This is a genomic window from Domibacillus epiphyticus (genome assembly GCF_001975785.1).
Classification (GTDB): domain Bacteria; phylum Bacillota; class Bacilli; order Bacillales; family Domibacillaceae; genus Domibacillus; species Domibacillus epiphyticus.
Window position 1 is genome coordinate 143,585 of record NZ_MSFI01000006.1, and the last position, 16,138, is coordinate 159,722.

The following is a 16,138-nucleotide window of genomic DNA, read 5'->3' on the forward strand; positions in this document are numbered from 1 at the left end:
TGACAATTTGTTCTGTTCTAGAAATGGTTTTTTCATATAATAAAATTTATCTGATAATTATTCCAGATAAGGGGTTTGATACCTATTAGAGGGTGGTATGTAACATGAAGGGATTCATTTACATTCTATTTGTTTATGATTAAGAGAGGGGTAAAACAATGGCAATTAATGAAAATAGCAAGGACAAACAATTAGAGCAGTTTCGAGTAAACAATAAAGGAGAAAAACTGACGACTAATCAGGGAGTTCGTGTGTCTGAAGACGAGCATTCGCTTAAAGCAGGTGAACGCGGTCCAACATTAATGGAAGATTTTCATTTTCGTGAAAAAATGACCCATTTTGACCACGAGCGAATTCCAGAGCGTATTGTTCATGCTAGAGGCTTTGCAGCGCATGGTTATTTTGAAGTATATGAATCTATGAAAGAATATACAAAGGCAGGCTTTTTACAAGACCCTTCTGTCAAAACGCCTGTATTTGTTCGTTTTTCTACAGTAGCAGGCTCGCGTGGATCAGGAGACTCCGTACGCGACGCGCGCGGCTTTGCGACAAAGTTTTATACAGAGGAAGGTAACTATGATTTAGTCGGAAATAATATCCCGGTCTTTTTTATTCAAGATGCGATTAAGTTTCCTGATCTTGTCCATTCATTTAAACCGGAACCGCATAACGAAATGCCCCAGGCGGCGACTGCACATGATACGTTCTGGGATTTCTTTTCGAATAACACGGAGTCCGCACATATGGTGATGTGGAACATGTCGGACCGCGCAATTCCTCGAAGCTACCGGATGATGGAAGGATTTGGCGTTCATACATTCCGCTTTATCAATGAACAGGGAAAAGCACGATTTGTAAAATTTCATTGGAAGCCAGTTCTCGGTGTGAAATCACTTGTATGGGATGAAGCCCAGAAAATTGCCGGAAAAGATCCAGATTTCCATCGCCGTGACCTGTGGGAAGCAATCGAAATGGGTGACTACCCTGAATACGAGCTTGGCGTTCAAATGATAAATGAAGAAGATGAATTTTCATTTGACTTTGATATTTTAGATGCGACAAAATTGTGGCCGGAAGAGGATGTACCGGTGGAAATTATTGGAAAAATGACGCTAAACCGCAATGTGGATAACGTATTTGCGGAAACAGAGCAAGCCGCTTTCCACCCAGGACACGTTGTGCCGGGAATCGACTTTTCCAATGACCCGCTCTTGCAGGGGCGTTTGTTCTCTTACACTGATACGCAATTAATTCGTCTTGGTGGACCGAACTTCCATGAACTGCCGATTAACCGGCCTGTCTGCCCGTTCCATAATAACCAGCGTGACGGGTATGGAAGAATGACCATCAATCAGGGACCGGTTAGCTACCATAAAAACTCAATCGATCATAATACGCCTGCTCCAGCAACCGAGGAAGAAGGCGGATACGTACACTATCAGGAAAAAGTGGAAGGCAGGAAAGTACAGCGCCGCAGTGACAGCTTTAAAGATCACTTTTCTCAGCCGAAGATGTTCTGGAACAGTATGACGGATGTGGAAAAAGAACATATTATCGAAGCGTTTAGTTTCGAACTTGGAAAAGTAAAAAGCAAAGATATTAGGCAGCAGTCTGTGAATGTAATCGGCAACATTGATATGCTGCTTGCAACAAGAGTAGCGGAAGCAGCAGGTGTGAATCCTCCAAAGGATATTGCAGAATCTACGGTATCAAAAGAGTCACCTGCTGTGAGTATAGAAAAAAATAAAGTAAAAGGGGCAAAAACAAGTAAAATTGCGGTTCTTGTTGGGAATGGCTTTCATGGCAAAGATGTCAGCAGTCTTATAAAGGAATTTGAAAAAGCGGGTACTCGCCCTGAAATCATAAGCAGCAAACAAGGGATGATAAAAGGTGATGATGGGACAGAGATTGAAGTAATGCATACATTTTTAACTGCCGATTCTGTCTTGTTTGACGCCGTGTATGCAGCGGGCGGATTAAGCGAAGATATTAAAGCGAAGAAGCAAGCCATCGCTTTTCTTCAGGAAGCATATAGCCATTATAAAACAGTGGGTGCCTCTCATGACGGCGTAGATTTACTAGCTGATTTAAATGCGGATTCGGGCGTTGTGTCTGAAGCGAGTCCTTCAAAAGACTTTGCCGATACATTTCTTAACGCACTCGCTGAGCACCGTCACTGGAATCGGCTAGTGTAACTATAGCAGAGCCGCGGTTCGCCGCGGCTCATTTTTGGGATTTTTACTTTTCTTCCTAGTATTCTATGTCCATTCCTCTAGGAACTGTGATATACTGAGGTTGTCTGTTATACAACAAGGAGGGGTTTAAAATGGCTGTTGTATTTGGAACTGAGATGGAGGCATTGCCGCAAGCTGTTAATTTACACGACTACGAGAAAGCGGTTTCAGAAGCGGATTGGGGGAAAGTTTCTGAATATTTTACGTGGTATAACACAGGCAATGTAAACATGGTACATGAAGCGATTGATCGTCATGTAGAAGAGGGAAAAGCGGATAAAGTGGCGCTTTATTTTACAGACGGCCTTCGTGATGAACGCTATACATATGAAGAAATGAAAGAAAAATCATGCCGGTTTGCAAATGGGTTAAAGAAAATCGGTGTTGAAAAGGGTGACCGCGTCTTTATTTTTATGCCGCGCAGCCCTGAGCTTTACTTTGCGATGCTGGGCATCATTAGAATTGGTGCGATTGCAGGGCCTTTGTTTGAAGCATTTATGGAAGAAGCGGTGAAAGACCGATTGGAAGACAGCGGCGCGAAAGCAGTTGTCACAACACCGCAATTATTGTCACGCATTCCTTTTGACGAGCTGCCGGAACTGGAGAAGATCATTCTTGTTGGAGATGCAGAAGCAACAGGAGAGCATCTTATTCCATACGAGGAACTGATGAGTCACTCAGCAGATTATGTGATGGAGTGGGTAGATCGGGAAGATGGGATGGTCCTTCATTATACTTCTGGTTCAACGGGTAAGCCAAAAGGCGTATTGCAAGTGCATGATGCGATGGTTCACCAATATTTAGCGGGAAAGTGGACATATGATTTGCATGAGGATGACGTTTATTGGTGCACGGCTGATCCAGGCTGGGTGACTGGAACATCAGGCGGTATGTGGTCGCCATGGCTGAACGGTGTTACGAATGTATTGCGAGGTGGCCGGTTCAAAGCGGAAGACTGGTTCGAGACGCTTCAAAAATACGGGGTAACCGTCTGGTTCAGCGCACCGACAGCGTTTCGTCTATTGATGGCATCCGGAAATGAACTGCCAAATCAATACGACTTATCGAAGCTTCGTCACGTCTTGTCAGCGGGAGAACCGCTCAATCCAGAAGTAATCCGCTGGGGAGCAGAAGCGCTCAATATGCGTATTCATGATAACTGGTGGATGACAGAAACTGGATCTTCTGTTTGTGCGAACTTTCGCTGTAATACCATCCGTCCCGGCTCAATGGGCAAACCGCTGCCAGGCATCGAAATGGCGATTATTTCGGACCAGGGTGAAGAACTTCCGCCTAACCGGATGGGCAACCTTGCCATCAAACCAACATGGCCGGCGATGATGAGGAAAATCTGGAATAATGATGAAAAATATGAGAGCTACTTTTTAAACGGATGGTTTATTACAGGTGATTCTGCGTATAAGGATGAAGACGGTTATTACTGGTTCGAAGGACGCGTTGATGATGTCATAAACACATCAGGTGAACGTGTTGGACCGTTTGAAGTCGAAAGCAAACTCGTTGAGCATCCAGCAGTAGCGGAAGCAGGTGTTATTGGAGTGCCGGACCCGGTGCGTGGTGAAGTGATTAAAGCATTTATTACACTGCGCCCGGGCAATGTGGAAAGTGATGAGCTTTTAGAAGAAATTCGCCAGCACGTAAAAACGAAGCTCGCCGCTCATGCAGCACCAAAAATGTTTGAGGTGCGTGATTCGATACCGAAAACAAGATCAGGCAAAATTATGCGCCGAGTACTGAAAGCCTGGGAGCTCGGGCTTCCTGCTGGTGATTTGTCCACTATGGAAGAGTAAACAAAAAGGAAATCCTGTTGAGCTAACAGGATTTCCTTTTTATTGTTGTATGAAATGAGTTAAAGAATCAGTCTTAAAGGGCCGCCGCTTTCTTATATCCATCGACAACGAGGTCAAGTTTCCCTGTAGCAGGGTCAATAACAAGTCCATGTACAGGAATATCCGGCACCATTAATGGATGTGTTTTCACCAAGTTTACGCTATGTGTGACGCTTTCTTCCACGCTGCTGAAACCTTCGAGCCATTGATCAACATCAATGCCTGCGTGGCGAAGTGTATCGATAACTTCCTCCTGCACACCGCGTTTTTTCATTGCATCAAACATCGCACCGCTGGAAAGCGAGCTCATGCCGCAGTCGTGGTGTCCGACAATCAAGACTTCATCTGCTTGAAGCTGATAGACAGCAACGAGCAGGCTTCTCATAATCGAACCGAATGGATGGTTCACGATCGCGCCGGCATTACGGACAATTTTCACGTCGCCGTTTTTAAAGTTCATCGCTTCTGTTACAAGTTCTACAAGACGTGTATCCATGCATGTTAAAATAACAACTCGCTTATCCGGAAATTTACCTGTTGCAAATTTTTCGAATTCCTTATTTTCTACAAACGTTTTGTTAAATGATAAAATATCAGTTAATAATGTCACGAGATTATTCTCTCCTTTCGAACTATTATTATTGTGGATCATTTTATAATTTGTTGTCAAACCCTTTTTAAGGTGTTGGTAAACATTGGAGTGTCTTGCTGGGGCTTCTGTTCAGGTAAAACCCGGCATGTAATCATTGTTGTCAGATCATTTTTAAAGAACTTGTGATGCGTTCTCTCAAACCGCCTATCGGAACGAAGCGTGCCACGCGGAATACTTCTTTTCCTTGAATAAAAAAAAGAATCGCCGGCACTGAAAAAACAGTTAGCTGCCCGGCAATATCAGGCGCTATTCCTGTGTTGGCATAAACGGAAGTAACAGAAGGAAAATCCTCCAAAAGTGTCTCCACCTGCGGTAAAAGAGCATGGCATACCGAACAGCCAGGACTTGAAACATAGAGCAATACCGCTTCGTTTGAAGAAATAACGTCAGAAAATTCCGCGTATGAGGTGATGGCCTCCATTTGTCTCACTCCTTTTTCTCATTGTAAAGTCTGTCTGCTATAATGAAAAGAAATTGGATTTTAAGGAGGTTCCGGCATGGCTGGACGAAACAAAGACGAACTTAAAGACATTACACTGCTTGGCAATCAAGGAACGAAGTATATATTTGACTACGATCCATCTGTCCTTGAGACATTTGACAACAAACATCAAAACCGCGATTATTTTGTAAAATTTAACTGCCCGGAATTCACATCACTCTGCCCGATGACAGGACAGCCGGATTTTGCGACCATCTACATCAGCTACATTCCCGATGTGAAAATGGTCGAAAGCAAGTCGCTGAAGCTGTACTTATTCAGCTTCCGCAACCACGGTGATTTTCATGAGGACTGCATGAACATTATCCTAAATGACCTTGTGGAACTGATGGACCCACGCTACATTGAAGTATGGGGCAAATTCACGCCTCGTGGCGGGATTTCCATCGATCCGTACACAAACTACGGGAAGCCTGGCACAAAATACGAGAAAATGGCGGAGTACCGGATGATGAACCATGACTTGTATCCGGAGACGGTGGATAACCGGTAAGAGCCAGTTCGCAGGAAATCTGCATAGAAAAGAGATGTCCTAATAAGGCATCTTTTTTTGTTTTAATCAATTTCAAGGGAGGCTTTTAGAAACATAGATCGATTCCTCATTTATTTGGTATAATTTTTCTATTATTTCATAAAAGAGATGGACTTATTTGATATATAAAATTTATTAAACGGTACTAGTTCTTAATAATGCTCTAGCAAAAGGGGAGTACAGAAGATGATTTTTAAATTTCTTGGCAAGAAACAAAAAAAAGATATGCAGCTCCTAAGTTAAAACCTAAAGCTAACAAAGAGAAAGCCAAAGTTGCACCAACACGGATAGGTGAATTAGGAGAATATAAAATTAATATTCAACTCGATCAACTACCTAAAACATGTAAATATCTTAGTGATTTATTGTTGGTAAACAACAAATCAAAGTCAGGTTACTCACAAATAGATCATATTATTTTTTCTCCATTTGCTGTTTTTGTAATTGAAACAAAAAATTATTCTGGAATAATCTATGGAGACAGAACTAGAAAACAGTGGTCTGTGAATGGAAAATTCCCAATGTTAAATCCCTTTATCCAAAATTACGGACACATAGAAGCAATACGATCATCTTTGAACTCCGTAGAAAACTCTAACTTTGTATCGATGATATCTTTTACAAAACGATGTAAATTTAAAGTGAATTCAGAGCTCAGGGAGATACAGTCTAATGATCTAATTGTTTACGATATAGAGTTAACAGAATTTATTACAAGAAAGCTAAATGTGTTAAAACTTCAGAAAAAAACAGCAGTATTTTCTGAAGGTGAAATACTAAATATGTACAATAAACTTCAAAAAGAAAATATTAAGGATTCTAATATTAGAAAGAATCATATAGAAATAGTAAAAGCTGAAAACAATGGCAAGAAATCAATTAACAACTTGACAAACACATCGGCAAAATGTGTGACATGTGGAAAGTCTGTTTCCCAAAAGGTAGAATCTTTTTGTTTATCAAATAAAGAGAGGTTTAATGGAAATGTTTATTGTTACGAACATCAGAAAAAACATTGACATCATGTTTAGTACAAGTTAAAGTGTTAATAATATTATTTAACCGAGAGATTTTTATATTACCTTCTAAATTGACTAGAGGCTTTAGCATACTGTTAATAACAATATTGACTGTGTGAAAAAGCAATCTCTACACTATTAGAAGATAAGTAAAAGATAAATCGGTATATTTCTTGCCTAGGCGACTAGATGGGGAATATACCGATTTTTTTGTTAAGGAGGGATGTTTATGAATAAATCGAAAGGGGCAATTGAGTCCGAAATCAGCAAGGCGTTAACGCGATGGGAAAAAGACTTTCTTGGGCGTGGTTCCGTATCCGTTAAGACGGATATTTTACGTGATATGATTATCGTCACATTACGCGGTATTTTGACACCTGCTGAATATGCCCTTTGTGAAACAAAAGAGGGAGCGATATCGATCAAAAGGCTGCGATCGGATTTGATTGAATCAGGTCTGGAAGGGCTGAAGGACATTATCTTCAGTATAACAGGGGGGAAAGTGAAAAGCTTTCACACGGATATAAGCACGCTTACCGGCGAACGGGTGATGGTGTTTAAATTATTTAATGATATTGAGAAAACGATGCAAGAGAGAATAGATGAAATTAAGGGAGATCTTTAAAAAACCATCTGGTTCGTTGAAGGTAAACCGGCAGTTTTAAGAATGAAAGGGCAATAGCCCATTTATTCTGGAATTGCCGGTTTTTTTGTGGAAAAGAGTATTGAGGAGGAAAGAACATGTCAGACATTATTGTACAAAATTTGTTGTCACCCGTCGTGTTATTTTTTGTGTTAGGGATTATAGCGGCTTTAGTTAAATCAGATTTAAAATTCCCAAGCGGGTTAAGTGAAGCGTTAAGTATTTATCTTTTAATTGCGATTGGAATAAAAGGCGGGATTGAGTTATCACATTATTCCATTGAATCCGTCATTCAACCCATTATAGGCGCACTCTTTTTAGGGATTGCCATTCCAGTGTTGACGCTTTTGATCACGCGTCTCATGAAAATGGATCTTAAAAACTCGATTGGGCTGGCTGCCACCTTTGGTTCTGTCAGCATTGTTACATATGGAGCTGCCATCTCGTTTATTGAAAAGAATGGCGTATCTTATGAAGGGTTTATGAATGCCCTCGTTGTGCTTATGGAAAGCCCGGCTATCTTAGTTTCTTTATTGTTATTAAAGATCATTGAGAAGAAAAAGGATGAATCTGCCCTTTCAATGCGAAATACAGGTATTATTTCCAAACCAGCAAGCCTCATTGACAAAGAGGTCATAAGAGAGAGCCTGTTTGGGAAGAGTGTTTTGCTGCTGTTAGGCAGTTTGGTAATCGGGTTGATTCTTGGGGAACGAGCTGTCCCAATGGTGAAACCGCTGTTTATGGACTTATATAGCAGTGTGTTGATTCTTTTCTTGCTGAGCATGGGGATTACGGCAGGCCAACGTTTGCCGGAAGTAAAAAAACATGGCTTAAAATTGCTTCTTTTTGGCGTATTGACTCCTATATTATTTGGAGGTTTAGGAGTTTTGACAGGGCACTTGGCAGGACTGTCGCTAGGCGGTGTCACATTATTAGGAGTGTTAGCGGGAAGTGCCTCTTATATCGCGGCTCCGGCAGCATTAAAAGCATCTGTCCCGGAGGCGAATCCATCTGTTTATTTGGGTGTAGCTTTAGGGGTCACGTTCCCATTCAACTTAATTATCGGTATACCTATTTATTATGAAATGGCTCAATGGATTCAATAGGAGGGATAATGATGCAGAAAACAAACGAGAAAAAAGCGTTAGTTATCACAGGATTAAACAAAAAATTACTTCCACTCTTTCCGGAAATAACGAATAAAAAAGAGGAAGAGCTGCTCATTGCAACAAGTTTTGGAACGATCATAACAAATCCATACGATTGTACGGTCAGGAATATGATGATGGCGGTGTACGCTGAAAATATTAAAGAGATTTATCTTATCGGAGAGAAGGATAGTAAAGAACATAAGGTTGACGGGGATGAGATTGTTTCGAAAATCAAGGATGCCGGAATTTCAAATAAAACGATCGAAACAATTGAGTATATTGATGTCGCTGGGAACAATCTATCGAGCTGGCTGGCAGGAAAGCAAGATGTGAAACAGATTATAACGGAAAATGTCGAGTTAATTAAAAGCCACCCATTGCTTCCAAAAACGTTATCTGTTCATGGGTTTATCGTCAATGCAGAAACAGGTGAATGGGAGGCTGTTGAATGAATGGCGGATTTCCTCGTGATGAGTTATGATTGTGATACCAGATAAACAGGAGGAATAAGCATGACTGAAAAAAAGAAAATGACATTGCAGGAAGCAATGATGAAAAAGCTTGAAGAGAAAAAAGCACAGGCGGCAGGCGGCAAAGGAAATGGGAGTTTTGATACGTCAACGAAAAAAATGAAGAGCCAGCAGACGAAAAAAGTAAGCAATTCACGCAGAAAAATGGGTGTTTAATGAATCGAGCAGAGGAATATCCTCTGCTCGATTTTTTTAAAAGAGAATAGGCGATAAGGCTCTTGTTTCATCTATGTGTATAAACGCATCATATCGATCGGATAATCGGGAAGGAACGTAATTGCCGTAACGCTCCATTTCAGGGTTATACACGACCCCAATGGCACGGTGGCCGATGGTTTCCCGGAATAAATCCCTGTTTTCATCCGTGAACATCATGTACTTATCAAAAGCGCCTGCCTGGTGGACAAGATCTTCCCAGCTTCCATTCATCGCCACTGGTACGTTCATTTCCTCCAATGGGTCTCCCCATTTTTTAGCGGCAATGACAGTTCCATGATGGGTGCCAAATCCAACGGAAAAGATTTTTTCCTTCCCGTAAATTTCTCGTGTGAGCTGCCCGACATTCACCATTCCATCGTCAGCCATATCTGTCGCTCGCGCATCTCCAATATGAGTATTATGTTCCCAGATGATGCCTTTTACTTCTTTGCCATGCTCATTTTCAATATGATGAAGGGCTTCGACCATGTGACGGTCCCGAATATTCCATGATTCATTTCCGTTGATAACCATTTCATGATAATAAGATTCCGCATTGCTTGCCACGAGCGCATTTACCTGCATATTAAGGGAAGCCTCTGGTTCGCCTTTATACGTTTTTTTGTTTTGATGGATCGTCTGTAGAAGGTGCAGTATGTCTTTCATGCAGCTTTCACCATAAATCGCCGATGAAATACCATACATCTCTGCCTGGCGGTGGAATGGTTCAAAGCATTCAAATGCACGCTTCGCCTTTTCGACATCCGGAGACTTTATTTTTTCCAGGTACCGAATCACTTCCTCCATTGATTCCCATAAACTATATACATCCAAACCATAAAAGCCGGCTTTCTTATTCTGATTGTGATTATAGGCATGCAGCCAGTCAATTAGGTGGACAACTTCTTCATTTGCCCACATCCAGGCAGGCCAGCGGTTAAAGGAGCGCAATGCTTCTGCTGCGTTTTTATACTCGGGTGCGTGTCCTTTAATGTAGCGATTGATTTCGAAGCATGAGGGCCAATCGCCTTCAACAGCGACAAACGAAAAGCCATGTTCTTCTATCAGCTTTTTTGTCATCTCTGTACGGGTTGTGTAAAACTCGGATGTGCCGTGAGAAGCTTCCCCAAGCAGGACAAATTTCGCGTTGCTGGCTGCTTTAATTAACGGTTCTAAATCTGCTGTGTCAGTAAACGGGACAGCGTGGTTCTGAATATGTTCCACATAACGGCTCGTTCTAATCATGTTGTCACCCCTCGTTTTTACTCAGTATTCCCGGTAAACCGCATAATGTAACAAGAAAAAATCCCGCCGTATGGCGGGATTTCTCTCATTATTCTACATTAAAATAACGTGCATCTGGATGAGCGAAAACAATGGCGGATACGGATGCTTCCGGCTCCATCATAAAGCCTTCAGTTAATCGTACACCGATTTCTTCCGGTTTCAGAAGACCAAATAATTTTTCCTGGTCTTCAAGGTTAGGACAAGCCGGATAGCCAAATGAAAAACGCTGTCCTTGATATTTAGCCGCGAATCGTTCACGCATAGTAAAATCAACTGGATCAGGGAAGCCCCACTGATCACGCATTTCCTGGTGAATACGTTCCGCAAATCCTTCCGCAAGCTCAAGAGCAGTTGACTGTATGGCATGGCTGTCGAGGAATTTTCCTTGTTCACGAAGCTTCAATGCAGCATCTCGAACACCGAACCCTGCTGTGACAACAAAGAATCCGACATAATCCATTTCACCGCTGTCAGCTGATTTTAAATAATCAGCGAGGCAGAGGAACGGTTCTTTTGTCTGGCGCGGGAAGGTGAACCGTTCAATTTCCGTTTTCGAGTCAGCCGGGTCATAAATAATGACATCATCACCTTCTGACTGAGCCGGGAAAAATTGATACACAGCCGCTGTTTTTAACCCGCCGTCGTTTAAAAAGCCTGTCACGGTTTCATGAAGCTGTATAGCACGATCGTCTTTTTCAGCGAGCAAGTTTTTTATATTGCCTTTTAATCCGAGATGATGGCCGATCAGCGTCTGCATATTTACATACGGCTTCAAATGAGAAATGGAGTAATCAGGCAAAACGCGTCGGCGTGTGTCGCGCGGTACAAACACCGGGACATCTGAACGAACGGTTTTTACCGGTTTTGGCGCAACTGCAACAGCCTGTTCTTTCCGTTCATCACGATACGCTTCAATTTCTTTTCGTTTTTCTTTTTTTGCTTCAAGTTCCTGCAAGAGCTTCACTTTTTGCTCTTCATTTTGCAGGCGGTTTGCAATATCGAGCCCGTCCATTGCATCTTTTGCATATAAAACAGGTCCTTCATATTCCGGTGAAATTTTCGTTTCGGTAAAGCGCCGTGACAATGCAGCGCCTCCAACGAGAATGGGTACATTGATATCAGCAGATTTGAAGTCCTGCGCTGTTAGCACCATTTGCTGGGCGGATTTTACAAGAAGGCCGGATAACCCGACCATGTCCGGTTTTTCTTTCCGAATGACGTCGATTAATGTTTGCGGTGTTACTTTAATGCCGACATCCACGACTTTAAACCCGTTGTTGCTTAAAATAATATCGACAAGGTTTTTTCCGATATCATGAACGTCGCCTTTAACGGTCGCCAGGATGACTTTTCCCTTACCGGTATCGTCTTCTTTTTTCTCCATGAACTGTTCAAGGTAGGCAACGGATGCTTTCATGACTTCCGCACTTTGCAATACTTCCGCTACGATCAGCTGGTTGTCATTAAACAAACGGCCGACTTCCGCCATTCCTTCCATAAGCGGACCATTAATGATATCGAGCGGATCGTCATACATCTCTCGGGCTTTCTCGAGATCAGGGAGAAGGCCTTCTTTCGTTCCTTCCACGACATAATAGCTTAACCGTTCAGGAACTGTTTTCGGTATATCTTCTTCTTTTTTCTCTTTTTTCTTGTCACGGTAAAAATCGGTAAATACTGCAAGCGTTTCGTCTGTTGTTGTGAACAGCAGGTCGTTCGCGAGTTTAATTTCTTCTTCTGGAATCGATGCATACCGTTCCAGTTTCTCTGTATTTACGATCGCGTAATCAAGTCCGGCTTGTGTACAATGATACAAGTACACGGCATTCAACACTTCACGGCCGACAGGAGGGAGGCCGAATGACACGTTACTCACTCCGAGAACGGTTAAGCATTTTGGGAGCCTTTCTTTAATTAAACGAATGCCTTCAATTGTTTCAACAGCAGAACCGATATATTGCTCGTCCCCGGTGCCGACAGGGAAGACGAGTGGATCAAAGATAATGTCCTCCGGTGCAAGACCCCATTTTTCGACTAAAAGATCATGAGAACGGATGGCGATTTCTAGCTTCCGTTCGCGTGTAACGGCCATACCGGTTTCGTCAATTGTCCCAACAACGACCGATGCCCCGTACTGTTTGACAAGCGGCATAACCGCATCGAACCGCTCTTCGCCGTCTTCCAGGTTAATCGAATTGATGATCGCTTTCCCCTGTGAAAATTTCAGCGCTTCTTCAATGACTTTTTCATCGGTCGAGTCAATGACGAGAGGGACTTTTACTTTTTTGACGACTTCTTTCATAAATTCCGTCATATCGTCAAGCTCTTCACGGTCCGGATTGGCAAGACAAATATCAATTACGTGCGCGCCGCCTTTTACTTGTGCTCGGGCAATTTCAGCCGCTTCTTCAAATTTTCCTTCCACGATCAGGCGTTTAAATTTACGGGAACCGATCACGTTTGTCCGCTCTCCGATGAAAAGAGGACGCATGGAATCGTCATATAAGAGCGGTTCAATACCGGAAACTGCATGACCGTGCGGGTTTTCAGGCGATGTACGTGGTGCTTTGTCTTTGACTGCTTCCCGCATCACGCGAATATGCTCGGGTGTCGTGCCGCAGCAGCCGCCAACAATATTCAGCCATCCTTTATCTGCGAATGCTTCCAGCTTTTGTGCAAGAGAATCTGGTGATTCATGATAATTTCCTTCTTCATCCGGCAGTCCTGCGTTTGGATAACAGCTTACATAACTTGTTGCGAGATCGGAGAGAGAGCGTATATGATCCGTCATAAATTCTGGGCCTGTGGCACAGTTTAAACCGACAGAGAGCGGCTTAATGTGTTCAATGGAAATATAGAACGCCTCGATATTTTGTCCCGCAAGTGTTGTCCCCATTGGTTCAATCGTTCCGGAAATCATGACCGGCAGTTCTTTTCCCGCCGCGTCAAATGCACGCCGAATACCGAGTGTGCCGGCTTTCACATTAAGCATATCCTGGCTTGTTTCCATTAAAATGATGTCGGACCCGCCTTCGATCAGTGCCTTCGCTTGCAGTTCAAAGTTATCGACGAGCTCGTCAAATGTAATCCCGCCTGTAACGGAGAGTGTTTTTGTCGTTGGCCCGATCGCGCCAGCTACGAATCGAGGCCACTCGGGAGTAGAAAATTCATCCACTGCCTTGCGGGCAATCTGCACAGCCCGCAGGTTAATTTCGTACGCTTTATGACCGAGATCGTATTCATCGAGAACGACTGGTGTCCCGCCGAATGTGTTTGTCGCGATAATGTCCGCACCCGCTTCTAAATATTCACGGTGAATGCGTTCAAGAACGTCAGGACGTGTTAAATTTAAGTTTTCATTACAGCCGTCGTAATCTTCACCGCCGAAATCATCGGGTGTTAAGTCTGCTGCCTGCAGCATCGTTCCCATTGCACCGTCGATCAGGAGTATTCTCTTTTGCAGTTCTTTCTCAATTTGATGAGTAGTCATGAAGGGCCCCACTTTCTTTCTGTGCATCCAGTTCATTAATATAGTGAATTAATTCAGTAGACATATCGTGGCGTAAAAACGGTGTAATAATGTACAGTCCGTTAAATAATTCCGCCGCTGTATCGAGCAGTTCTTTCGCAATTTGGACGCCTTCTTTTGCAGATGATTCTTTATCATCACCGCATGCACGCATACGTTCCAGCGTTTCATCTGATAATTTAATGCCAGGCACCTCATTATGCAAAAATTCGGCATTGCGCATCGTTGTAAGCGGCATGATACCGATAAAAACAGGTGTCGGTAAATGTTTTGTCGCTTCATGTACTTCAATGATTTTTTCCTTCGTAAATACAGGCTGTGTAATGAAGTAATCCGCGCCGCATTCAATTTTTTTCTCCATTCGTTTTACAGCGCGGTCCAATACCCGTACATTCGGATTAAACGCTGCCGCAACTGAAAAATTGGCTTTCTTTTTAAGCGGTTTTCCCGAGAAAGAAATGCCTTCATTTAATTGCTTAATGAGCTGAATCAACTCAAGGCTTGAAACATCATAAACACTTGTTGCGCCTGGAAAATCACCGACTTTGGTCGGGTCGCCTGTAATCGCAAGCACGTCATGTAAACCAAGTGAGTCAAGCCCCATTAAATGAGATTGCAGCCCGATTAAGTTACGGTCGCGGCATGTAATGTGGACGAGTGAACGGACGTCGTGCTTCATTTTCAACGTCGCGCCCATCGCCATATTGCTGACACGTGGCGAAGCGAGCGAATTGTCTGCCATTGTCACGGCATCAACACCAGCATCGTATAATTTTTTCGCGCCTTCAATAAATTTTTCTGTCAGAAGCGTTTTTGGTGTATCCAGTTCCACGATCACAGTCCGTTCTGTTTTTGCTTTTTCACAGATCGATACGTCTGTCATAGGAGAAGCTTCCTGGATAACAATTGGTTTTTTTATTTTTACATTTTTCTCTGTTAAAGGAGGGAGGCCGGCGAGCCGCTTTTTCGCTGCTTCAATATGTTTCGGCGTTGTACCGCAGCAGCCGCCGATTAAGCGAACACCTTCATTGCGTAAATGCACGGCAGCCCGTCCAAAGTAATCCGCTTCTGATTCATAAACAATTCGGCCGTCTTCCACATCCAGCAAGCTCGCATTTGGGTAAGCGGATAAAAACGCTTTTTCCGGCAATGTGACGTCTTCAAACGCTTGAATTGTATGGTACGGGCCAAGACGGCAGTTCACACCGACAATATCTGCGCCAATTCCTTCAAGCCGGTGTAAAGCTTCATTTAATGACAGCCCATTTTGAAGAACACCGGGCTCATGCATTGATACTTGCGCAATAACCGGCACATCGCTCATTTCACGCAAAAGCTGGATAGAAGAGGACAGCTCTTCAAAGTCATAATAGGTTTCTAGTAAAAGGCCATCCGGGTTGCCGGCTAGAAGACTTTCGGCCTGCTCACGAACAGAGGAAAGAATATCATTCATTGTTGCGCTGCTTTTACGGATGCCGCGAATGCCGCCGATTGTTCCGAGTACAAATTGTCCGCCTGGTGCTGCCGCTTTTTTCGCAATTTCAACAGCAGCCTTATTCAATTCATTCGTCCTATTTTCCATTCCATAACGGGCAAGTTTAATCGAATTGGCACCGTACGTATTGGTTTGAATAATATCGGCACCTGCATCAATGTAGTCTTTATGAATTTTTTCAATAATTTCCGGCTTTTCCGTATTTAATTCTTCATAGCAAAAGTCAATGCCATATGAATATAAAAGTGTACCCATCGCTCCGTCAGCGGTTAGCACATCGGTTTTCAGCCTGTTAAGTAATGTCATTGAACAGCCGTCCTCTCAATTTTTAAATAAAAAAAGCCTTCCAGAAGCAAGAAGGCTTTTTCAACATGTATGTGTTGTCCATTCCTTCTCATCTTCCAGACGTTGAGTCGTCTGCTGGATTTAGCACCTGACCATCCGGCTGGTTGCTGAAGCGTCTATGGGCCAGTACCCTCGGCTTCTCTTGATAAGAATTAGGTTATTGAATTGTAT

At 43.0% G+C, this 16,138-nt stretch carries 13 protein-coding genes and 1 riboswitch; of the genes, 8 read left to right on the plus strand and 5 right to left on the minus strand.

The features are described 5' to 3' along the window. Positions 1-158 precede the first annotated feature (158 nt). Positions 159-2,195, plus strand: coding sequence for a catalase (locus tag BTO28_RS03915; protein WP_076764216.1), 2,037 nt, complete (start codon positions 159-161; stop codon positions 2,193-2,195). A gap of 131 nt (positions 2,196-2,326) precedes the next feature. Then, positions 2,327-4,045 carry an acetate--CoA ligase gene (acsA, locus tag BTO28_RS03920; protein ID WP_233129817.1) on the plus strand — a complete coding sequence of 573 codons (1,719 nt, stop codon included), beginning with the start codon at positions 2,327-2,329 and terminating at the stop codon, positions 4,043-4,045. A gap of 73 nt (positions 4,046-4,118) precedes the next feature. On the opposite strand, the gene BTO28_RS03925 is transcribed toward acsA, so the two are convergent. Together BTO28_RS03925 and BTO28_RS03930 are read right to left on the minus strand one after the other, a co-directional pair. After that, positions 4,119-4,694: a beta-class carbonic anhydrase gene (locus BTO28_RS03925; protein ID WP_076764218.1), complete on the minus strand. Its 576-nt coding sequence runs from the start codon at positions 4,692-4,694 to the stop codon at positions 4,119-4,121. A 142-nt stretch (positions 4,695-4,836) separates the two neighbouring features. Then, entirely contained in the window at positions 4,837-5,157 is a 321-nt protein-coding gene (locus tag BTO28_RS03930) for a thioredoxin family protein (protein ID WP_076764220.1), read from the minus strand. A gap of 76 nt (positions 5,158-5,233) precedes the next feature. Here BTO28_RS03930 and queF point away from each other — a divergent pair, with 76 nt between their 5' ends. From queF to BTO28_RS17240, 6 genes are all read left to right on the plus strand, one after another. Continuing rightward, positions 5,234-5,731 (plus strand): preQ(1) synthase, encoded by a 498-nt coding sequence (gene queF, locus BTO28_RS03935; RefSeq protein WP_076764222.1) that lies wholly within the window; start codon positions 5,234-5,236, stop codon positions 5,729-5,731. 356 nt (positions 5,732-6,087) lie between these two features. Beyond that, entirely contained in the window at positions 6,088-6,789 is a 702-nt protein-coding gene (locus tag BTO28_RS03940; protein WP_233129824.1) for a nuclease-related domain-containing protein, read from the plus strand. A gap of 229 nt (positions 6,790-7,018) precedes the next feature. Next, positions 7,019-7,414, plus strand: coding sequence for a DUF2294 domain-containing protein (locus BTO28_RS03945; RefSeq protein WP_076764225.1), 396 nt, complete (start codon positions 7,019-7,021; stop codon positions 7,412-7,414). 116 nt (positions 7,415-7,530) lie between these two features. Further along, positions 7,531-8,538, plus strand: a complete 1,008-nt coding sequence (locus BTO28_RS03950) for a sodium-dependent bicarbonate transport family permease (protein ID WP_076764227.1) — start codon at positions 7,531-7,533, stop codon at positions 8,536-8,538. An 11-nt stretch (positions 8,539-8,549) separates the two neighbouring features. After that, positions 8,550-9,035, plus strand: a complete 486-nt coding sequence (locus tag BTO28_RS03955) for a carbonic anhydrase (RefSeq protein WP_233129818.1) — start codon at positions 8,550-8,552, stop codon at positions 9,033-9,035. Between the two features lie 60 nt (positions 9,036-9,095). Continuing rightward, entirely contained in the window at positions 9,096-9,269 is a 174-nt protein-coding gene (locus tag BTO28_RS17240) for a hypothetical protein (RefSeq protein WP_198936739.1), read from the plus strand. A 36-nt stretch (positions 9,270-9,305) separates the two neighbouring features. Here the strand turns inward: BTO28_RS17240 and BTO28_RS03960 are convergent, their stop codons facing one another. The 3 genes from BTO28_RS03960 to BTO28_RS03970 form a co-directional block, all read right to left on the minus strand. Continuing rightward, entirely contained in the window at positions 9,306-10,556 is a 1,251-nt protein-coding gene (locus BTO28_RS03960) for an erythromycin esterase family protein (protein WP_076764230.1), read from the minus strand. An 88-nt stretch (positions 10,557-10,644) separates the two neighbouring features. After that, entirely contained in the window at positions 10,645-14,088 is a 3,444-nt protein-coding gene (metH, locus tag BTO28_RS03965; RefSeq protein ID WP_076764232.1) for a methionine synthase, read from the minus strand. Beyond that, entirely contained in the window at positions 14,069-15,928 is a 1,860-nt protein-coding gene (locus BTO28_RS03970; RefSeq protein WP_076764233.1) for a bifunctional homocysteine S-methyltransferase/methylenetetrahydrofolate reductase, read from the minus strand. Before BTO28_RS03970 ends, metH begins: the two co-directional genes overlap by 20 nt. 85 nt (positions 15,929-16,013) lie before the next feature. Further along, positions 16,014-16,119, minus strand: a riboswitch (SAM riboswitch). Positions 16,120-16,138: the final 19 nt, after the last annotated feature.